The sequence below is a fragment of the Pinirhizobacter soli genome, assembly GCF_015905305.1.
Lineage (GTDB): Bacteria > Pseudomonadota > Gammaproteobacteria > Xanthomonadales > Rhodanobacteraceae > Pinirhizobacter > Pinirhizobacter soli.
This window is the reverse complement of the sequence record NZ_JADZLQ010000001.1, coordinates 1,445,695-1,467,323: the sequence shown is the minus strand read 5'-3', so window position 1 is coordinate 1,467,323 and position 21,629 is coordinate 1,445,695. Positions and strand designations below refer to the sequence as shown.

Annotated in this window: 16 protein-coding genes; 9 read left to right on the top strand and 7 right to left on the bottom strand. The window is 65.5% G+C overall.

Annotated features, from left to right (window positions below):
- Positions 1-82: 82 nt before the first annotated feature.
- Together NDK18_RS06350 and NDK18_RS06345 are read left to right on the top strand one after the other, a co-directional pair.
- Positions 83-1,246 (top strand): PilT/PilU family type 4a pilus ATPase, encoded by a 1,164-nt coding sequence (locus NDK18_RS06350; RefSeq protein ID WP_250625155.1) that lies wholly within the window; start codon positions 83-85, stop codon positions 1,244-1,246.
- 68 nt (positions 1,247-1,314) lie between these two features.
- Entirely contained in the window at positions 1,315-2,133 is an 819-nt protein-coding gene (locus NDK18_RS06345; RefSeq protein WP_250627337.1) for a hypothetical protein, read from the top strand.
- Positions 2,134-2,214: 81 nt separating this feature from the next.
- Here the strand turns inward: NDK18_RS06345 and NDK18_RS06340 are convergent, their stop codons facing one another.
- The 7 genes from NDK18_RS06340 to gshB all read right to left on the bottom strand — a co-directional run bounded on the left by NDK18_RS06340 (position 2,215) and on the right by gshB (position 8,818).
- Complete coding sequence (locus tag NDK18_RS06340; protein ID WP_250627336.1) at positions 2,215-2,571, bottom strand: BON domain-containing protein; 357 nt, start codon at positions 2,569-2,571, stop codon at positions 2,215-2,217.
- 560 nt (positions 2,572-3,131) lie between these two features.
- Positions 3,132-4,916, bottom strand: coding sequence for a hypothetical protein (locus NDK18_RS06335; protein WP_250627335.1), 1,785 nt, complete (start codon positions 4,914-4,916; stop codon positions 3,132-3,134).
- Positions 4,917-5,037: 121 nt separating this feature from the next.
- Entirely contained in the window at positions 5,038-5,964 is a 927-nt protein-coding gene (locus NDK18_RS06330) for an aspartate carbamoyltransferase catalytic subunit (RefSeq protein WP_250627334.1), read from the bottom strand.
- A 37-nt stretch (positions 5,965-6,001) separates the two neighbouring features.
- Positions 6,002-6,421: a Holliday junction resolvase RuvX gene (ruvX, locus tag NDK18_RS06325; protein WP_250627657.1), complete on the bottom strand. Its 420-nt coding sequence runs from the start codon at positions 6,419-6,421 to the stop codon at positions 6,002-6,004.
- A gap of 4 nt (positions 6,422-6,425) precedes the next feature.
- Positions 6,426-6,989 carry a YqgE/AlgH family protein gene (locus tag NDK18_RS06320; protein ID WP_250625160.1) on the bottom strand — a complete coding sequence of 188 codons (564 nt, stop codon included), beginning with the start codon at positions 6,987-6,989 and terminating at the stop codon, positions 6,426-6,428.
- Positions 6,990-7,025: 36 nt separating this feature from the next.
- On the bottom strand, positions 7,026-7,880 hold the full coding sequence (locus NDK18_RS06315) for an energy transducer TonB (protein ID WP_250627333.1): 855 nt from the start codon (positions 7,878-7,880) through the stop codon (positions 7,026-7,028).
- Positions 7,877-8,818, bottom strand: coding sequence for a glutathione synthase (gshB, locus tag NDK18_RS06310; RefSeq protein WP_250625162.1), 942 nt, complete (start codon positions 8,816-8,818; stop codon positions 7,877-7,879). The genes NDK18_RS06315 and gshB overlap by 4 nt, the downstream gene beginning before the upstream one ends.
- A 340-nt stretch (positions 8,819-9,158) precedes the next feature.
- Between gshB and pilG the strand changes: the two genes are divergently transcribed.
- From pilG to NDK18_RS06275, 7 genes are all read left to right on the top strand, one after another.
- Positions 9,159-9,515, top strand: coding sequence for a twitching motility response regulator PilG (pilG, locus tag NDK18_RS06305; protein ID WP_250625889.1), 357 nt, complete (start codon positions 9,159-9,161; stop codon positions 9,513-9,515).
- Positions 9,516-9,611: 96 nt separating this feature from the next.
- Positions 9,612-9,983: a response regulator gene (locus tag NDK18_RS06300; RefSeq protein WP_250625163.1), complete on the top strand. Its 372-nt coding sequence runs from the start codon at positions 9,612-9,614 to the stop codon at positions 9,981-9,983.
- Positions 9,984-9,993: 10 nt separating this feature from the next.
- Positions 9,994-10,539: a chemotaxis protein CheW gene (locus NDK18_RS06295; protein ID WP_250625164.1), complete on the top strand. Its 546-nt coding sequence runs from the start codon at positions 9,994-9,996 to the stop codon at positions 10,537-10,539.
- Positions 10,540-10,728: 189 nt separating this feature from the next.
- On the top strand, positions 10,729-12,759 hold the full coding sequence (locus NDK18_RS06290) for a methyl-accepting chemotaxis protein (RefSeq protein ID WP_250625165.1): 2,031 nt from the start codon (positions 10,729-10,731) through the stop codon (positions 12,757-12,759).
- A 205-nt stretch (positions 12,760-12,964) separates the two neighbouring features.
- Positions 12,965-19,063 (top strand): Hpt domain-containing protein, encoded by a 6,099-nt coding sequence (locus tag NDK18_RS06285; protein ID WP_250625166.1) that lies wholly within the window; start codon positions 12,965-12,967, stop codon positions 19,061-19,063.
- Positions 19,056-21,158, top strand: coding sequence for a chemotaxis protein CheB (locus NDK18_RS06280; protein ID WP_250627332.1), 2,103 nt, complete (start codon positions 19,056-19,058; stop codon positions 21,156-21,158). The genes NDK18_RS06285 and NDK18_RS06280 overlap by 8 nt, the downstream gene beginning before the upstream one ends.
- Complete coding sequence (locus NDK18_RS06275; RefSeq protein WP_250625168.1) at positions 21,155-21,625, top strand: chemotaxis protein CheW; 471 nt, start codon at positions 21,155-21,157, stop codon at positions 21,623-21,625. The genes NDK18_RS06280 and NDK18_RS06275 overlap by 4 nt, the downstream gene beginning before the upstream one ends.
- Positions 21,626-21,629: the final 4 nt, after the last annotated feature.

Sequence of the window (21,629 nt, the reverse complement as noted above, 5' to 3'; positions counted from 1 at the left end):
CTCCCGGGGGTGGGCGCGTGCGGGCCAAAACAGGTATATCCTCGCCTCAGGGGCGCCGGGTGCCGGCGATAGGGCTTTGGTCATGAGCGATTTTGATTTCACTTCCTTCCTGAAGTTGATGGTGCATAAACAGGCCTCGGACCTGTTCATCACTGCAGGCGTGGCGCCATCGATGAAGATCCAGGGGCGCATCGTCCCGATCACGCAAAGCCCGCTTACCGCGCAGCAATCGCGCGACATGGTGCTGAACGTGATGACACCCTCGCAGCGCGAGGAATTTGAAAAGACCCACGAGTGCCAGTTCGCCATCAGTGCCTCGGGGGTAGGGCGCTTCCGCGTATCGTGCTTCTACCAGCGCAATTGCGTGGGCATGGTGTTGCGCCGGATCGAATCGAAGATCCCCACCTTCGAAGATCTTTCCCTGCCGCCGATCCTCAAGCAACTGGCGATGACCAAGCGCGGCATCGTGATCTTCGTCGGCGGTACCGGTACGGGTAAGTCAACTTCGCTGGCCGCACTGGTGGGTTACCGCAACCACAATTCGACCGGTCATATCATTACCATCGAAGACCCGATCGAATACGTGCACAAGCACGAGAATTGCATCATCACCCAGCGCGAAATCGGCATCGACACCGACAGCTGGGAGAACGCGCTGAAGAACACCCTGCGCCAGGCGCCCGACGTGATCATGATCGGCGAGGTGCGTACGCGCGAAACGATGGAACACGCGATCAACTTCTCCGAAACCGGCCACTTGTGCCTGTGCACGCTGCATGCGAACAACGCCAACCAGGCGATGGACCGCATCCTGCACTTCTTCCCCGAAGACCGTCGCACGCAGCTGTTCATGGATCTGTCGCTGAACCTCAAGGGCATCGTGGCCCAGCAGCTCATTCCCACGCCCGACGGCAAGGCCCGCCGTGTGGCGGTGGAAATCCTGCTTGGCACGCCTTTGATCCAGGACTACATCCGCCAGGGCGAGATCCACAAGATCAAGGAAGTAATGCGCGACTCGACCAACCTTGGGATGCAGACCTTCGACCAGGCGCTGGTTACCCTGTATCACGCGGGCGAAATCTCCTACGAAGATGCCCTGCGCCACGCCGACAGCTCGAACGAGGTACGCCTGCGCATCAAGCTCGCCCAGGGCGGCGATGCGCATACGCTAAGCCAGGGCCTGGAAGGCGTTTCGGTGCAGGAAACGTCCGACAAGAACCAGTTCGGCGGCATGCTGCGACGCTGACCGTTTCACGGAAGCATGTGCGAAAGTGCGCGCATAAGATGGATGTCCCCGGTTATTGAGGGTCATCCATGTTTCCCACTACCTCTTCTGCTGCACCTTCAACGGCGATGAATCCTGCCGTGCAGGGTATGGCTTACCCTGCTGCGTCGCCAGTGGTATCTGACGTAGGCAATGTTTATGCGCCGGGAAGTCCAAGACCCTACCTGCCCGACGGATCTCTGGCCGATATCGATCAGACCGAAAAGATTGACGTCAGCGCAGACGCGCTACAGGCCTCTGGTAACCGAGGGCTCAGGGCCGCCGTCGCCTTTGGCGAAGTGATGCATCTGATCTTCAATGTATCGATACCTCCGCGCACTGCCGCCTTCCTCAAGGGGATCGCACCTAGTTTGAAGGATGCGGTTCGTACCGGCTCAGTTCCTTCAATGCAAACTCTGGACGACCTGAGCTGGGCCTGCGGCGTATGCATACCGGAAGGGCCGTTATATAGAGCCTTGCGCCTTGCCTTCGTCATGGTCTCGGACACCGAGAGTGTTAGCCTGGACGGGCTGCCCAGCGAACGCTTGCATCTCGCTCATCTGATCGTGTTGGCGGAATCGACGGCCTATGGGTTGAGTGACAGTCAGGATGGTTCACCCGGCTCCGACGAGGTAATTGGTAGATTGGCCGCATGCGCCACGCTTCAGGAGGCGAAGCTTTATTTGGATCAGCCAATGGATTCAGCGTCGCCGGCCGGGAAGTTCCATCAAGGGCTTGAGTTTGAGCGAGCCTATCTGCAAGAGTGCTTCTCCAACCCCGGATGCAAGCCAAACCGGTTTCCAGTGGAATCTCCGTGGAAGGACGCAATGGATAGCTTTCCCTTGCCAGCCAATTCGCCATCCGATTGATGTCCCTTCCGCAAACCCATGCACTCGACGCAAAAAAAGGGAGCCCGTGAAGGCTCCCTTTTCGTTACACAACAGCGGTGATTACTTCGAAGCGTCGACCGTCAGGCCATCGGCCGAGACGCTCTTCACACCCTTGACCTTCTTGGCCACCTTCTCGGCCTTGGTCTTCGAAGCAGCGCTATCGGTGGTACCCGACAGCGCTACCACACCGTCGTTGGTCTCGACCGAGATATCAGTCGACTTGATGCCCTTGGTCGAGGCCAGCTCGCTCTTCACCTTGGTGGTGATCCAGCCGTCGGCAGCCTTGTCAGGCACCGTCTGGTTGGTCTTGTCCTTCGACATCGAATCCTGCGCACTCACCGTAGCGAGCGGGAGCGCAGCCACGCCAGCAACGAGGGCGGCGGAAAGGATGGTCTTGCGAATCAGGGACGCATTCATGTGGCTAACTCCTGTTAATGGGAACAACGGCCGACAACCCGAAGGCGCCGCTTGCCGTGCCAACATGGAAACAGCCCACGAGTGAACGATCCGTGGGAACTTGCCGGTTTATTCATCGCCCGGTTGGCAAATCCACGTGAAGCGTTCAGGTTGTCGCGGAAGAGCCGCCACGGCCCGCCGACTCTGCCGAACGGTGAGGTTCGCGATGGGAGGGCAGGATGAGATGTCCCATCAAGCCACCTCGGACTGTCTAGAGCCGGGGGCGATCAACCTCGTCGGCGACTTGTGGAACCGAGCGTTGCGGGCGGAAAAAGGCCCGAAGGGGGCCGGCCTCGGTCGGCCGTTTTCGCGAAGGCCGCAGGCCGCCTCGAAAACCCACGCCCGCAGCGCGGGCGCGCCGGGGCGTAAGCCATCAAAAACTGCCGCGCAGCGGCCTCTTCACCCAAGCGCCGGTGCAACCGGAGCGACGAGGTTGATCGCCCCCGGCTCCTGCGACCACGCCCGAGCGAAAAAAAAGGGCGCCACGTGGGCGCCCTTTTCGCAACGCGGTGAATTGCGAGTTACTTGGTTTCGGCCTTGCTGGTGATTACCAGGCCGTTGCCGTCGACCGTCACGTCGCCGGAGAGTTGGACGATGCGCTGGGCTTGGGCGCGCATGGTGTCGAACTGGGCCTTTGAGCGGGCGGCGGCATCGGCGCGTGCCTTCTCGGCGGTGGCCGGGTCGGCGGTGGGGTCGATGCCGGCGCCGGCAGCGCTCATCGCGTCGGCCTTGTCGGCCATCAGGTCGATCCAGGTGCGGTACATGTCGCCGTTCAGATGCACGCGCATCTGGCGGCCCTTGTCACCGATGGTGTCCTTGAGCATGTCGCCGAGCTTGGCGTCCTGGCCGGCACCGATGCCGATGGCCACGGCGTTGTTGGTCATCGCGGCGAAGCCGGGGCCGCCTGCCATCGCTGTCATCTCGGCCGGCAGGGCGACGGGCTTGCCATCGGGGGTGAGCTTGACCTGGGCCAGCGCCGGCATCACCGCGCTACCCATGGCCACCAGGCCCGCCGGGTTGCTGGTGGCGATCAGGATGCGACCGGTGATGGACGGGATCTGCCCAGCCTTGTCGGCCGGCGGCATGCTGAAGCTATCGAGCGCGATGCGGATGCCGCGCAGGTCGCCGAACGGCGGGATGGCCGCCTGCTGCATGGCCGGACCCACCTTGGCGAAGGCCTCGTTCAAACCCGCCAGTGCCGGGCACTGGAACGGCTTGGCGGTGACGGCGTCGGCCTGGGCCGTCCAGAATTCGCGTATCTGCTTCACCGGCAGCGCAAGGGCGAAATCGAACGCGGTGTCCGAATCCTTGCCCAATCCCGGCACTTCCACTTCAAGGCCCGAGAACGCCTGGGTGATGTCCGGCGCCAGGGCGATGTCGAAGCGTGTTTCCTGATGGGTGGCGTCGATCCGGGTGTAGCCGAAGCTGGCCGACGGGAAACGTGCGGCGATGCGCGTGGCATCGGCTTCGCAGGACGGCGGGAAAGGGTTGGCCTGGGCGGTGATCGGCTCGCCGGTCTTGGCGGCATCGGCCTGCATCTTCTGGCGCACCATGGCGGCGAAGAGCGGATCCTTGCCGCTGGCCATCAGCGGCAGCAGGTGCGCGATGTCCACGGCGCCGACGGCGAATTTCTCGTAGCCCTTGTCCTTGGCGATCTTCTCCAGGCGGCCATCGTCTTGCAGGTTCTTTTCCGGACGGTCAAGGCCCAGTGCCTGGCGCAGTTGCGGTTCGGCGGCATCGGAGGGCAGCAGGGTGGCGACCAACTGCTTGCCGACCACGGCCAGCACCACTTCGGTCCCCGACTCGGCCGACACGGCCTTGCGATAAGACTGATCGCCCACCTTGGCCACGTCGAACTTCTGGCCGTAGGCGGCTTCCATGCGATCGACGAAGGCGCTGAAGGCCTTGGGGTCGGCGAGGTCGGCGCGGAGCACCGGCGCCAGGCCCAAGCCGTAGAACGCCATCTTGCCCTTCGGATCCATGCCCAGGGTGGTGACGACATCCTCGGCCTTCTTGCCGTCCAGTTCCTTCACCAGCGCGCGCAGAAGGTTGGCGTTGTTGGTGTGGCCGACCTGCTCCTGGCTGTCGGCCAGCGTCTTCAGCTGTGCCACCTGGCCGGGAAGCTGAAGGTTCCACTGGTTGTAGGCCGATGCGCGCACGTCGTCGGACGGTGCTTCGATGTTGGCGAACACATAGGGGGTATCGGCTGGCACGAAGGCCAGTGGCGCGTCCTTGTCCTTGTGGCCGCAGGCAGCCAGCAGGGCGGTGGCCAGGCCAAGCGCAATCAGTCGCTTCGTCGGTCGCATCTTCAAGTTCCTTTCCCCATATTCGGTGTCGTTGGCTACCCGGCCAGACCGGGAGCGAAGCCCCATTATGCCCGTAAGAAGTGGAGGCAAGGCGACAAAAACGGGGCAAATTCCGCTTTATTCAGCGTCCAAGCACTTCGGCCAGGACCGCCATGCGCACGAATACACCGTTGCCCACCTGTTCGAGGATGCGCGACTGGGCGCCGTCGGCCACGTCCGGGGCAATCTCGATGCCGCGGTTGATCGGGCCCGGATGCATCACCAGGCAGCCTTTGTCGGCCCGCGCCAGTCGCCTCTTGTCCAGGCCATAGCGGGCGAAGTAGCTGGCCTCGTCGGGCAGCTCCGTGGCCGCCATGCGCTCTTTCTGCAGGCGAAGCATGATCACCGCGCCGGCACCTTCGATGGCGGCATCGAAATCGTGGCTGATTTCTACCCCGGGTAGTTCTTCGGCCCCGGGCAGGAGCGCTGCCGGGCCGCACAGGCGGATGGTCTTTGTGCCCAACGCCTGCAGCGCATGGACATCCGAGCGCGCCACGCGCGAATGCAGTACATCGCCGCAGATGGTGACGGTGAGCTGGTCGAAGTCGGGCCGGTGCTGGCGGATGGTGAGGGCATCGAGCAAGCCCTGCGTGGGATGGGCGCGGTTGCCGTCGCCGGCGTTGATCACCGCCACCCCGCTCATGGCGTGCTTGACCAGCGACTCCGGCGTGCCCGATTCCTTGTGGCGCACGATGATCGCATCAAGGTGCATGGCCTCGAGCGTGTGCAACGTATCGAAGAGCTCCTCGCCCTTGGCGGTGGAGGAAAGCCCGATGTCGAAGTTGATCACATCCGCGCCCAGCCGCCGCGCCGCCAGTTCGAACGAAGTTCGCGTGCGCGTGGATGGTTCGAAGAACAGGTTCAGCACCGTGCGCCCGGCCAGCAGGTTGAGTTTGCGCGTGCCGTGGGCGCAGGCTTCGCGCATCGTCTCGGCCCGGTCCAAGAGGCGCGTGATCGCTTCGGTGGGCAGGCCCGCAAGCGTGGTGAGGTGGCGCAGGCGTTGGCTCATGGAACCCTCGTGGCAGGGAAGGACGGTTGGTTACGAATCATGCCTGGGCAAGCCAGGCCTCGAGGATCACCGCCGCGGCTTCGGCATCGATGGTGGCGGCATCCCTGCGTTTCTTCAGGCCCGCGGCGCGCTGGCCTGCGAACCGCCGCGCGGCCTCCTGCGAAGTGTGGCCTTCGTCGGCGAACTCCACCGGCAGTTGCCAGCGTTCGGCAAGCACGGCTCCGAAACGGCGCGCGGTGCGCGTCATGGGTTGCTCTTTGCCCTCGGCATCGAACGGCAAGCCCACGATGGCGCGTTCGGGAAGCCATTCCCGCCGCAGGGCATCAAGGCGGGTCCAGTCGGGTTGACCCTCGCGTACGGCGACGGCGGCAATGCCGCGGGCGGTGGCGGTGAGCGTGTTGCCCACCGCTACGCCGATCAACCGTGTGCCGACATCGAAGCCGAACAGGCAGGCCATGCCTTCAGGCGTGACCGGCATAGCCGGCCAACTGCGCGGGGTTCACCCCCATCAGTCCGGCGGCGGCGTTCCAGCGGTCTTCAAGCGGAGTGTCGAAGACGACACGTGCATCGGCCTCGGTGGTGAGCCAGGCGTTTTCCATCAGCTCCTGTTCGAGCTGGCCGGGGCTCCAGCCGGCATACCCCAGCGCCAGCAGCGCTTGCGCGGGACCTTCGCCCGCAGCCATGGCGACAAGGATGTCGCGCGAGGTGGTGACCGACCAGGCTTCGTTGATGCGATAGCTCGATTCCCACTGGCCCGGTTCGCGATGCAGCACGAAGCCGCGTTCCTGCTTGACCGGGCCGCCGATCAAGACGGGGTGGTCGGCGATTTCGTCGTCCTGGCATTCCAGGTCCATCTGCGCCAGCACGTCGGCCAGGCGGTATTCGGACATCTGGTTGATCAAGAGGCCCACCGCGCCATCGTCGCCGTGCTGGCACAGGAACGTGACGCCGCGGGCAAACGGTGGCTCGACGAGGCCCGGCATGGCGATGAGAAATTGGCCGGCGAAGCTGGTGGGATGGTTCATGGCTTGATTGTAGCGGGGCGCGATGCACTCCGGGTGTCAGCGGTTGCGCAGGATATCCCCGGGGAGAAACTGCCATGTCCGCGTGATGTAGAGCTCGTCCACGCGTGTCTTGTCAGGTGGCAGCGGCGGGAAGGGCCCGGCCAGGCGCACGATGCGCTGCGCGGCGTCGTCCAGCAGCTTGTGTCCGGAGGAGTCGATCACGTCCACGCTCTTGATGCTGCCGTCGCGGTTAAGGCCGACGGTAAGCACCACATCGCCGTGCAGGCCCTCGCGGCGAGCCTGGTCGGGATAGTTCTGGTTGCCGATCCGTTCCACGCGCTTGACCCAGCCGTTCATGTAGGCGGCGTAGGCATATTCCTTGGTGTTGGCCGAAATGAATTTCTTCTTCGGCCGCTTGGCGTACTTTTCGGACTGGTCGCGCACCTCGGCGGCGAGGGCGGCCATTTCCTCGGCGCGCCGGGTCTCCTCGGCCGAGGCCTGGTCGTCCTGGCGGGTGCTGGCCTCGTTGCGCGTCACGGTGAAATCGCTGCTGCCGGCCGTGGTGACCAGGCGCGGATCTCTGGCCGGCGTCGGGTTGGCGGTGGAAGCCGCCACCCGCGTGGGCGCGGTGCCGTGGGCGTCGGTGGGAAGAAGCCCCGACGCGCGCTCGGAAGGCCGTGCGGCCTTGTCGCTTTCGCCGCCGCCGGCGTTGTTGGCCTGGGCCAGGAAGTCAGCCTTGTCCGGCGACTGGTCGTTGGCGACGTCCACCAGGGTGACATCCAGCGACGGCAAGCCGGCCTTCGGGCGCGAGGCGCTGAAGGTCACGCCCAGCAGGATGATGCCGTGCAACACGATGGAAAACAGCAGGGTGGGGCCGAACAGGTCGGGCCCTGCGGAACCTCTTGTGGTCATGACCCCTCAATGGCGTCGAACATCAACCCGGCGATGTTAAGGCCGAACTGGGCATCGAGTTCACGGATGCAGGTGGGGGAGGTGACGTTGATCTCGGTGAGGTAGTCGCCGATCACGTCCAGGCCGACGAAACGCAGGCCGCGGCGGCGCAGTTCCGGCGCCACCTGGGCAGCGATCCAGCGGTCGCGATCGGACAGCGGCACGCCTTCGCCGCGGCCGCCGGCGGCGAGGTTGCCGCGGAATTCATCGCCCTGCGGGATGCGCGCCAGGGCGTAGGGCACTGGCTCCCCGTCGATCAGCAGGATGCGCTTGTCGCCGGAGGTGATCTCCGGGATGAACTTCTGCGCGATGGCGAAGTGCCGGTGGCCGTCGAGCAGGGTTTCCAGCATGGAATTGAGGTTGCTGTCGCCATGGCGCACCTTGAAGATGCCGCGCCCACCCATGCCGTCCAACGGCTTGAGCACCGCCTGGCCCTGCTCGGCAACGAACGCGCGCAGCTCGCCGGCATCGCGGGACACCAGGGTCGGTACGATGCACTGCGGGAACTGCAGGGCGAACAGCTTCTCGTTGCAGTCGCGCAGCGACCGGGGGTCGTTGACCACCCGGCAACCCCGTCCCTGAGCCAGTTCCAACACCATGGTGTCGTAGATGAACTGGGCATCGACCGGCGGATCCTTGCGGGCCAGGACGATATCCACGGTGCCCAGGTCGTGCCATTCAGGCTCGCCCAGGCTGAACCAGGAGGTTTTGTCCTCGCGTACGCTCAAGGGGCGCAGCCGGGCCATGGGCACGCCGTCACGGATGGCCAGATCGCCCTGTTCCATGTAAAGCAGGCCATGGCCGCGGCGCTGGGCTTCCAGCAGCATGGCAAAGGTGGAGTCCTTGGCGATTTTGATGTGGCTGATGGGGTCCATCAGCACCGCAACGCGCAGCGGCATGGGGAGGGGCTCTCCGAAAGCTAAAGTTGGCCCCCGGACAGCCGATAAGGGCCAACGACGGGGCAAACTCCAAGTGTAGGGGATGGCCGCATAAAAGCGTGCCACACGGGCATTTGGTCAGTTTTGCTTGACGGCACGGTACCCAGGCGTTAAACAGCCACGCTTGGGGTGCACCGCCGAAGAGCGGTCACTTGGCGTGCCATCGGGACAAGGTCCGTCGATTGGCGCACGGTCGGGCGAGGGTTAATCGCGCTACCGTGTGCATGGCTTCGTGGTGGGGTTTACGGGGGCGGTAGTGAACGAAAACGGACGCAGTAATAGCCTGACCGGCTTGCGGGTCATGGTGATCGACGACTCCAAGACCATTCGCCGGACGGCGGAGACCCTGCTGAAAAAGGAGGGCTGCGACGTCCTTACGGCGGTCGATGGCTTCGAGGCGCTCGCCAAGATCTCCGACCAGAAGCCGCATATCATCTTCGTCGACATCATGATGCCGCGCCTGGACGGCTACCAGACCTGCGCCCTGATCAAGAACAACCCGCAGTTCCGGCCTACGCCTGTGATCATGCTCAGTTCGAAGGACGGGCTGTTCGACAAGGCGAGGGGGCGCATCGTCGGCGCCGAGCAATACCTCACCAAACCTTTCACCCGCGACGAGCTCTTGGGCGCTATCCAGCGCTACGCCATCGCCAGCTAGCCTTAAGGCGTCGATTACGTCGCTTTCGAAGTCATTGCAGTTTTTCGTGGGGACGCGGCTTTAAGGCCGCGACCCGACACCAGGGGAACCACCGCTTTGCCCAACATCCTGATCATCGACGATTCACCGACCGACGTGCGCGTGTTCACCACGCTGCTGGAGAAGGCCGGTTTTGCCGTGTCCAGCGTCGATAACGCCGAGGCCGGCATCGAGCGCATCCGCGCCAACCGCCCGGATCTGGTCATCATGGACGTCATCATGCCGGGCATGAATGGTTTCCAGGCCACGCGAACGCTCAGCCGCGACCCGGCCACGGCCGAGGTCCCGGTGGTGATGATCACCACCAAGTCGATGGAAACCGACCGGGTCTGGGGCCTTCGCCAAGGCGCACGGGCCTTCATCACCAAACCGGTGAACGAGAAGGAATTGCTCGCCACCATCGACAACCTGCTGCCCAAGCCGCACTGAAGGCATACCCATGACCGACGTCGCCGCCTTCAACCCGTTCGAGCTGCTGGCCTACTACGAGCGCCGGTGCCTGGCGCATTCGGCGGCGACCCCCGAGCAGACCGATGCCCCAAGCCTGTGGCGCGGCATCGGTTTTCGTGTGGGCACGCGTTCGTTCGTAGCCAGCATCGATGAGATCAACGAATTGCTGGCTCCGCCGTCGCTGACCCCCGTGCCTGGCACCCGGCCATGGCTGATGGGCGTGGCCAACGTGCGCGGCAACCTGGTGCCGGTGGTCGACTTCGGCCGTTTTCTCTTCAACGTCCGTACGCCGTCCTCCGAGCGCACGCGCCTGCTGCTGGTGCGCCAGCAGAACGGTACGGTGGGCCTGCTGGTCGATGAAGTGTTCGGACAGCGCCTGGTAGACGAAGAACAGCGCCGCCTGGCGGGCACCGAGGAAGACCCGCGCCTGACGCGATTCGTTTCGGAAAATGTCACCGTGGGTGACCGGGAATACGGGATGCTGAGCATGACGCGCCTGGTGCGCGCGCCGGACTTCCGTCAGACCGCGGTGTAGCGGGCGGGTTTGGATACAAGCGCGTGGCAGCCTTGATGGCAGGCCACGCGTGGCAATACCGAGCAGGCCGGCAGCAGCGCGCCGGACAGGGGGCGAAGCGGATCTTGAAGCTTCGCAGGCAAAGACAGCCTGTCCTAAGGCTGCCTTGCCATGTGGATCGACGTATAACGTGCGTGTGACGAGGTGAGTATGAGTACGACCACAGGGGGCGCGAAGGATCGCAGCAACTTGATCCTGATCGCGGCGCTGGTGCTGTCCATCGGCATCGCGGCAGTCGATTTCTACATGCTCAATACCAAGAACGACGAGGATCGCCAGGCTGTCGGGCTCACCACCCAGATCCAGGTGATCTCGCAGCAGACGGCCAAGGACGCGCTGGAAGCCTCCGACGGTAACGCCGACGCCTTCCGCGAGCTGCAGGCTGCCCGCAATACCATCGATTCGGCCGTGCAGCGCCTGAACAAGGGCGACGACAAAACCCGCATGCCGGCCTACGCCGACAACAACGCCACCGCGGCGGGCAAGTCGGTCGCGGCGCTGACGAACGCGTGGAACCAGCTGGATTCGGACATCGGCAAGATCCTGTCCAACAAGCAGCTGGTGATCGATTCCACCCAGCGAGCGGGTACGTTCTCGCGCCAGATGCCGTTGCTGAACGCGCGCAATGACGAGGTGCTGACCATCCTGCAGCAGCGCAACGGTTCGGTGGAACAGACCTACACCACCGCCCGCCAGCTGCTGCTGGGCGATCGCATGATCCGCCGCGTATCGGAAATCCTGCAGGGTGGCGACGCCGGCCAGCCGGCCGCCGATGGCCTGTCCCGCGACGCCCAGCTTTATGGGGCGGTGCTCAAGGGCCTGACCTCCGGCAGCGAAGACAATTCGGTCAAGCCGATCAGCGATGCCAACGCCAAGAAGATCCTCGAGGCCATGCAGGCCAGCTGGGGCGAGTTGAACGATCCGGTCGCCCAGCTGGTGGCCGCCTCGCCCAACCTGCAGGACGTCAAGCGCGCCGGCAACCAGGCCTCGCTCGATTCGCAGACGGTGCTCCTTCGCGCCAACGACGTCGCCAGCCAGATCGGCAAGCTGCCGCTCACGCGCCTGTTCCCGAACATCTGGTTCGGCCTGCTTGGTGCCGTGGGCGCCGCGGTATTCGCCCTGCTGCTGGTGATCACCCAGATCCGCGACCAGCGAGCGCGATTTGAGTCCACGAACGCCTTGAACCGCAAGAACGAAGCGGCCATTGGCCGTCTGCTGGATGAAATGGTGACGCTCGCCGAGGGCGATCTGACGGTGAAGGCCACCGTGACCGAGGACATCACCGGCGCGATCGCCGACTCGATCAACTCCGCCGTGGACGAACTTCGCCGACTGGTGGCCACGATCAACGAGACCGCCGTGCGCGTGTCGGCAGCCGCCCAGGAAACGCAGGCCACGGCCATGCACCTGGCCGACGCCGCCGAGCAGCAGGCTACGCAGATCAGCACGGCCACCACCGCCATCAACCAGATCGCGACCTCGATGGATACCGTGTCCCGCGACTCGGCTGAATCCGCGGACGTGGCCCAGCGCTCGGTGCAGATTGCCTCGCGCGGCGCCGAAGTGGTGCGCGAAACCATCCAGGGCATGGATTCGATCCGTGACCAGATCCAGGAAACCTCCAAGCGAATCAAACGCCTGGGTGAGTCCTCGCAAGAGATCGGCTCGATCGTGGAACTGATCAACGACATTGCCGAACAGACCAACATCCTGGCCTTGAACGCTGCCATCCAGGCGGCCTCGGCCGGCGAGGCGGGCCGAGGTTTCGCGGTGGTGGCAGACGAAGTGCAGCGCCTGGCCGAACGCTCGGCCAGCGCCACCAAGCGAATCGAAACCCTGGTGCAGACGATTCAGTCCGATACCAATGAAGCGGTCAGTTCCATGGAACAGACCACCGCCGAAGTGGTGGCCGGCGCCCGCTTGGCCGAGGACGCCGGTACCGCGCTGGGGGACATCGAGCGCGTCTCGAACGATCTGGCCGGCCTGATTCAGAACATCTCCACCGCCGCGCGCCAGCAGTCGGTCGCGGCAACCGATACCTCGGCAACGATGAACGTGATCCAGGAAATTACCTCGCAGACCTCGCTGGGCGCGAGCCAGACGGCCGAATCGATCGGCAACCTGGCGCAGCTGGCCAACGACCTGCGCCTGTCGGTGGCGAACTTCAAGCTTCCGGGCTGAGCCCGGTCTTTTTGCTCTTCGGGTTTCGAATTTTGGGACGTGGATCACATGAATTGGATGCTTGCTGGCATTGCCCTTGCTGGAGAGAAGCGATGAATACCTTCGCTTCCGCCAGCCGTGCCTGTACGCCCAAGCGGTGCGTGTCTTCTGCCCATAGCAACGCCAGCCACACCCGAGCTCCAAAAGCCTCACCCGGATGCGCCCAATGAGACTCCAGGACCACAACGATTTCACCACGCTCAACTGGGTCAAGGCGGAGCTGGACGAGGCGCTTTCCAAGGCACGCCAGGCCCTGGAGGCCTACGTCAGCGAGCCGGGCGACATCCATGTCATGCGCTCGTGCGCGGCCGACCTGCACCAGGTGCACGGCACCTTGCGCATGGTGGAGCTCTATGGCGCGGCCATGGTGGTGGAGGAAATGGAGCAACTGGTGGCGGCGCTCATGGCCGGTACCGTTGCCCAGCGCGACGATGCCTATGCCGCGCTGATGCGCGGCATGGTGCAGATGCCCGACTATCTCGAGCGCCTGCAGAGCGGGCACCGCGACGTGCCCATCGTGCTGCTGCCATTGCTCAACGACCTGCGTGCCAGCCGTGGCGTGGACGGCCTGCACGAATCGGCCCTGTTCACCCCTAACCTCGACGTCGCGCTGCCGATGGACGCCCCTGGCGCCACCGAGCCCCACGCCACCGAGTTCTACCGCGACGAGATCGCCGCACTGCGCCTGCGTTTCCAGCAGTTGCTGCTGGCCTGGTTCCGCGGCCAGGGTAGCGACCGCCAGCTCCAGGGCATGCGCGCCACGCTCGATTCGCTGGCGGCCCGTTGCTACACCATCGCCGGCCGCCGCCTGTGGTGGATCACCGCCGGTGTGCTCGATGGCCTGGAGCGCGGCGTGCTGAAGACGCACGCGAAGGAAGTGCGGCAACTGATCGGCCGCGTCGACCGTTGCATCCGCCAACTGCTCGAGCATGGCGAGGAAGCCCTGCTGGGCGGCGATGCTGACGAACTTTCGCGCAAACTGCTTTATTTCGTCGCACAGGCACGCCCGGGCAGCGACCGGCTGGACGAACTGCGCCGGGTTTACCGCCTGGACGGCCTGCTCCCGGATGCCGCCGAACTCGAACATGCCCGTGGCTCGATGTCCGGTCACAACCGTGCGCTGCTCGATACGGTGGCCTCGGCCATCAAGGACGACCTGCTTCGCGTCAAGGACGCCCTGGACCTCTTCCTGCGCCGCCGCGAAGGCGATCCCGCGGAACTGGCGCCCCAGGTGGAAGTGCTCGAGCGCGTCGGCGACACGCTTGGCATGCTTGCCCTGGCCGTGCCGCGCCGGGTCGTGAACGAACAACGCCGCGTCATGGAAGAAATCGCCACCCGCATGCATGCCCCCGACGAGGAGGCACTGCTGGACGTCGCCGGCGCCCTGCTTTATGTCGAAGCCTCGCTCGACGACCACATCGAACGCCTGGGCGCCGAAGGCGCTGCCGAGGATACCGGCGACGGTCCAGCGCCGCTGCCGCGCAGCGAGGCGCGCCACATTCTCGCTTCGCTGATGCGCGAGGCCACGGCCAATACCGCCAAGGTCAAGGACGCCATCGTCGGCTTCGTCGAGTCCAGCTGGGACCACACGCAGCTGGTCGAAGTACCGCGCCTGATGGGCGAGGTCTCCGGCGCCATGCAGATGCTCAGTGCCGCGCGCCCCTCGCAACTGGCGGTGGGCATCGGTCGCTTCGTCGATCACGAGCTGGTCCAGGACCGCCGCGTTCCCTCGGGCGTGCAGATGGACCGCCTGGCCGATGCGCTGGCCGCGCTCGAGTACTACCTGGAGGCCGCGCGCGAACATCGCGGCGGACTTGAACACATCCTTGACGTGACCGAGCAGAGCCTTGCCGCGCTCGGTTACTGGCCGCTGCCCGAAGCACGCGGCACCGGTGAAGAAGCCACCGATGCGGCCGCGGACGAATTTGCCGCCGCCTCGCACGAAGTCACCGCCGGGGAGCCGGTGGGCCTGCTGACCGACACCGGCGGCGTGCCGCCGATCTTCAACGAAAAGCCTGCAGCCGAAACCGCAGGCTCGCCCCTGCCGTCGTCCGAACACGCCTTCGTACCCCATGTCGCCGCCTTCGACGACAACGACTGGGTGGAAGTGGAAGAGGAAGTCGAGCAGGAAGTCGGTGGCGATGACATGGCCGATTTTGCTGGCTTCCAGGTCACCGTCGATGGCATCGACGATGAGATCCGCGAGATCTTCCTGGAAGAAATGCTTGAGGAGATCGCCAATCTCCAGCAAGGCGTGGCCACCTGGATGGCCGATCCGGAAAAGCGCGAGTCGCTGATACCGGTCCGCCGCTCATTCCATACCCTGAAGGGTTCCGGTCGCCTGGTCGGTGCGCGCCTGCTGGGCGAGTTCGCCTGGAAGGTCGAGAACATGCTCAACCGCGTGCTCGATGGCACGATCGCGCCCGACGCCGACGTCCAGGTGCTGGTCGCCCATGCCCTGGCAGCGCTCCCGGAACTGCATATCGCGCTGTCCGGCGGTCCTGCGCCGATGGCGCCGCTGGCGGCGATCATGACCGTCGCCGACCGCCTGGCTTCGGGTGCCTCCGGCCGCATCGAAGACGTCCTCACCGCGCGCCAGACCGTGCGCACCAAGGTGCGTCGCCGCGTGCCGCGCGCGACGGTCGAGTCCATCCCCACCGCCGCCTTCGCGCCTGCCTCCACGCTCGAGATGCCGTCCGCCGTTTCGGCCGCCGCGGCCGGGACCGAAGCGTTCCATGCCGATGAAACGGACACGCCGCCGGCGATGTTCATCGGTCCGGCACTGCCGCCGATCGACCCGGTGCTGCTGGACATCCTGCGCACGGAAGTGAGCCAGTACCAGCAGACCATCCGTACGGCGCTCTCGCGCACCGACGATGGCCACCTGCCGGTGGACGATGCGCTCCTGCGTGCCGTGCATACCCTGCATGGCGCCATCGGCATGGTGGATATCGCACCGTTGATCCAGGTGCTGGCGCCGATGGAAGGCCTGCTCAAGCGCGTGCGCGCCGGCACCGGGTCGTTGTCGCCCGAAGGCGTGCTCGCCCTGGGTGACGTTGCCGACCTTGTCGAACACATCATGGCCCAGTTCGACGACGACGAGCCCTACGTGCCCGCCGTCGACCAGCTTGCCGATCGCATCAGCCGCATGCGTGACGAGCAGCCCGCCGTGCAGGTGGCGCATGTCCTGTTCGAACACGCACCCGACGAAGCCCTCGAAGCGCTCAAGCACGACGCGGAGCTCGATGCCGCGGCGTCCGTTTCGACGGGCCACGAGGGTTCCGATGCCGGCGCTGGCGCCGCCGAAATTGCTGCAACCCACGTCGACACCGACGAAGACCTGACCGCCGATTTCCTCGCCGCGATGGATGGCGAGGAACCGTCGGACGCCGGCACGCACGCCATCACCACGCCCGCTGTCGACGACGACGCGGCGTGGGATGCGCTGATGGCCGAGCTCGACGAGGAAGCCGCCCAGGTGCCTGCGCCCACCGTCGCGGAGCCTGAGCAGAGCGTGGCGCTGGAAGAGGCATCGGTGTCGCTTGCCGATGGCCTGGATCTGCCCCCGGCTGATCTTGAAGACACAACTTCGCTCAACGACGCCGAACTCGAAGCGGAACTGGAAGCCCAGTTGCAGGCCGAGCTCGACGCCGAGGGCCCGATGTCGAGTGCCGACGAGGTGCCGTCCACCGTTGCATACGATTCGGCGAACGACGACGACCAGCTTGCGGCCGAAGCGGAACTCGAAGCCGAGCTCACCGCCGAGCTGGATGCCAGCACCACCTTGCCGCCGCAGACGGACCTGGAAGTCCACGCGCAGGCGCCAGTGGCCATGCCGCTGGCAGGCGCCTCCGAACCGGTCCAGCCGGGCATGGTCGACCTCTCCGCCATCGATCCGGACCTCCTGGAAGTGTTCGTCGAGGAGGGGCGCGAGATCCTGGACCACGCCGATGGCGTACTTGCCCTGTGGCGTGGCACGCCCAGCGAGCCCCAGCACGTGGCCGGCCTGCAGCGCGACCTGCATACGCTCAAGGGCAGCGCCCGCATGGCCGGCGTGCCGCCCGTGGGCGATCTTGCCCACGCCATGGAAGCGGTACTCGATGCGGTGGCCGGTGGCCGCCGCGACGGCGACTTGGTCGCCATCCGTGCCATGGAGCGTGGTTTCGACCACCTCCACGGCATGATCCAGCGCCTGGCCCAGGGCCAAAGCGTCGGCCTTGATCCGCACACCATCCATCCGTTCGTGGAACTGGCCGGCGGCGTCATTGGCCCGATCGAGGACGAGCCCACCGTCTTCGCCGCGCCCGAGCGCGAAGCCGCGCCGTTCGTGCCACCGGTATTTGCCGAAGACGCCGACGAAGTCGAGCCCATCGATCCACGCGAACTTCCGGACCTGCTGCCCGAGTTCGAGGAAGAACAGCGCGCACCGCAGGAACAGATCCGCGTTCGCGCGGAACTGCTCGATACGCTGGTCAACCACGCCGGCGAGATGTCGATCTACCGCTCGCGCCTTGAACAGCAGATCACCGGCTTCCGCTTCAACCTGATCGAACACGAACAGACGGTGAGCCGACTGCGCAGCCAGCTGCGCATGCTGGAGATCGAAACCGAAGCGCAGATCATCGCCCGCTACCAGCAGGAACATCGCGAAACGGGTATTGCCTCGTTCGACCCGCTGGAACTGGATCGCTTCTCCGGTCTGCAGCAGTACTCGCGCGCCCTGGCCGAGTCGGTCTCGGACCTGGTGTCGATCCAGGGCATCCTGGACGATCTCACGCGCCAGTCCGAAACCTTGCTGCTGCAGCAGTCGCGGGTGAACTCCGAGCTGCAGGACGGCCTGATGCAGACGCGCATGCTGCCGTTCGACGCCATGGTGCCGAACCTGCGCCGCACGCTGCGCCAGGCCGCCCAGGACCTGGACAGGCGCGCCACGTTGCAGGTGGATGGCGCCCACGGCGAAATGGACCGCAACCTGCTCGACCGCATCAAGGCGCCGTTCGAGCACATGCTGCGCAACGCGGTGGCCCACGGCATCGAGTCGCCTGCCGAACGCGAGGCCGTCGGCAAGAACCCCGAAGGCACGGTACGCATCCAGGTGAGCCGCGAAGCCACCGAGGTGGTGATCCGCGTGTCCGACGACGGCCGCGGCCTCGACCGCGAAGCCATTCGCGCCAAGGCGATCGAACGCGGCCTGTTGCGCCGTGATGCGCGTGTCGGCGACGACCAGCTGCTGGGCTTTATCGCCACCCCTGGCTTCTCTACCGCTCAGGAAGTCACCCAGCTGGCCGGACGCGGCGTGGGCATGGACGTGGTGGCCAACGAGATCAAGCAGCTCGGTGGCACGCTGTCGATCGACTCGACCCAAGGGCAGGGCAGCACCTTCACCCTGCGCCTGCCGTTCACCCTGGCGGTGACCCAGGCCATCCTGGTGCGCATCGGCGAGTCGCATTTCGCCATCCCGATGACCTCGGTGCAGGGCGTGGCGCGCATTTCGCCTGAAGACATGCTCGCGCGCCTGTCCGAGTCCGACCCGAACTTCAGCTATGGCAACGACGACTACAGCGTGCACGACCTGCCGCAGCTGCTCGGCCTGCCGCCGGTCACCGTGCTCGAGGAAGGCCAGCAGCCGCTGCTGCTGACCCGCAGCGGTGATCTGCGCGCTGCGATCCGCATCGACGAGGTGCTTGGTTCACGCGAAATCGTCGTCAAGCCGGTGGGGCCGCAGGTGAGTTCGGTGCCTGGCATCCTGGGCGCCACGATCATGGGCGACGGCTCGGTGCTGATCATCCTTGACCTGGCACCGCTGGTCCGCCACAACGTGGCCCGCCGCGCGCAGGCCGCCGACGACCGCACGCCCATCGTGCCGGCGCTGCCCGACGAAGTGCGCGTGCGTCCGCTGGTGATGGTGGTGGACGATTCGATCACCATGCGCAAGGTCACCGGCCGCGTGCTCGAGCGCAACGAGTTCGAGGTGATGACCGCCAAGGACGGTGTCGACGCCATCGAGAAACTGCACGAACGCGTGCCCGACCTCATGCTGCTGGACATCGAGATGCCGCGCATGGACGGCTACGAGCTTGCCACGCACATGAAGGCCGATGCCCGCCTGCGCGATGTCCCGATCATCATGATCACTTCGCGTACCGGCGAAAAACACCGCCAGCGCGCCTTCGACATCGGCGTGGAGCGCTACATCGGCAAGCCCTACCAGGAGAACGACCTGGTGGTGCAGATCAACGACGTGCTCGGGGTAACGCATGGCTGACCGCGGCGTCGCCGTCGCCCTGTTGTTCGGTGACGAGGAACTTGGCGCCCAGTTGCGTGCGGCCCTGGTGGAACTGGGCGCGCGCATCGTGCACGAAGGCGCCGTGGCGTCGTTCGGTGCCGATGAGATCAAGGCCACCGGCGCCGATATCGTGGTGGTTAACCTCGACGACGATGCGGATGACGAACTGGATCGCCTCTACGACGCCATCGACGGCGACCACCCGCGCCTGATGTTCAACGATGCCGCCGCCTCCCGCAGTCTGGAGGGGTGGGATCGTGCGCGCTGGGCGCGCCATCTTGCCGCCAAGCTTCTGGAAGGCACCGACATCGATCCACCGCGGCCGGCCGATGCCCGGGAAATCGAGCTGCCCGAGCCGCCGGCGCCGGCCGTGCACGCAGACACCAGTCATGCCGACGTGCCGCCGCTGGCCGAGACCGAAGCCAAATCCGAGGAACTGGAAGCCGAACTCGAGGCGCTGCTGTCCCAGGAAGACGAATCCGCTCCCTTCCAGGGCATGGAGTTGGGTAGCGACGAGGCACCCCTGACGATCTTTGAACCGGAGGCTGCCTTCGCTGCCACACCGGTTCCCGATCTGTCGGTTGCGGTTGACGTCGACCATGGGACCGTGGAAGAGCCTGTTGTCGCCTTTGGCCCTGTCCACGAACCAGACGCCGCGCCCGCACCCGCGCCGATCGACTTTGATCCAGGTTTCGTCAATGCGGCATTGAGCGAGGTCACCGTCAGCGAATACGAAGACCTCGAAGCGACACCGGCATCGCCGCTGGTGTTCAACGAGGATCTGGCCGCCGACCTGGCTACCGAGCTTCCCGCTGGGGACGACTACGTCTTTGGCGATGCCGGCCCGATGGCGCCGCAGCCCGCCGCGCGCGACGAAGCGCTTTCCTTCAGCGAGGAATTCGGCGACCTGGCGAACCTCGCCACCGACACCGAGGCGGAACCGGATTATCTCTTCGGCGCCAGTGACAACGGCGGCCACGCTGCGCCTGCCGCCGAGTATCTTTTCGACGCCCATGAAAATGGCGGCGACACGGAGCCTGCTCCCGCGGCGACGGCGTCGCACGAGGATTTCGCCGGCCTCTCGTTGATGGACGACGAAGAAGACTTCGGAGCAGCACCGGCGAAAAACGTGGCCGCTCCGTCCGCGCCGTCGCCCGATGCCAGCCGTTTCAGCCTGGCGCCGATGGACGATGCCGAAACGGCCAGCGTCCAGCCGCCACCGGACGAGGACATCGTGTTGCCCGAGATCGAATCACGGGCCACCGAGATCGCCCAGCCCATCCCGCCGGACTGGAGCCTGGTCGACGACGAGGAACCGGCTACAGGCGAAGCGGCGCCCGCAAATCAAGAACCCAACCCCTTCGGCATCGAGAAGATGTCGGCTGAGGAATTCCTCGCCCCGGAAAGCGATGCCGGCGACGACCACCTGCTGGAGCCAGGCCTGGGCCTGGAGCTGGTGTCGATGGAGGAAGCCGTGGCGCCGCGCGCCTCGGACAGCGAGTATTTCGCCGAGACATTCCTGGACAGCGCCGCGGCCAGTGTGCGCCGCGTACTGGCCCTGGTCGTGGCGCAGGACAGCGAAGACGCGGCCCGGTTGTTCCTTGCCTCCGTTCCCTCGCGCCTTCCCGCGCTGGTGCTGGTGCTGCAACAGGGTGACGCGGCGGTCTTCGCCCGCGGCCTTGCTGCCACCACGACGCTTCCCTCGCGCGTGGCCGAAGCCGACCGCTTCGCTGCGCAATCGAGCGTGCTGGTGCTGCCGCCGGGCCATCGGTTGGCCTTGCGTCGCGATGGACAGGTAAGCCTTACCGGCGATGACGTCGGTGGTGTCGACGCTACCCTTACCCAGCTGGCCGCGACCTTCGGTGCCGACCTCACCACGGTGGTCTTCGTCGGCAGTGGACGCGATGGCGTCGCCGGCTGCCAGGCCGTTGCCGATCGCGGCGGCAGGGTCTGGGTGGAAGATCCGGGCGACCGCGCGTCGGCCACCATTGCCGGCATCCATGCCGAGCGCATCGAAAGCTTCACTGGCAGCGTGGCCGCCATGGCCGCGCGCCTGATCGAGGAATTCCCATGAGTGACCTCTTGCCGCGCGAAATCCGTTGCGTGCTGATCCCCAGCGGTGGTGCCCGCCTGCTGCTGCCGAACGCCACGATTTCCGAAGTGATCACGCTGTCCACGCCAGAGCCGGTGGAACATGCGCCTGCATGGCTGCTCGGTCGCATCGCCTGGCGAGGCTGGCGCGTGCCGCTGGTGTCGTTCGCCACGCTCACCGGCATCGATCCGGCGACTGAAAGCGGCAATTCCCGCGTCGCGGTACTGAAAGCGCTCGGTGGCAATCCGAAGCTACCTTTCATCGCCGTGGTGACCCAGGGTTTTCCCCGCCTGACCACGCTGAACGCGGAACTGATCCTGCCGACGCATGATGGGTCGGCGCTGCCGTTCGGCGTGCGCGCCAATGTGCTGGTGCGCGATGACACCGCGGTGATCCCGGACCTCGAGGCGATCGAGGCGGAACTGGTCGCCGTGCTCGAAGCGGCCTAAGGCC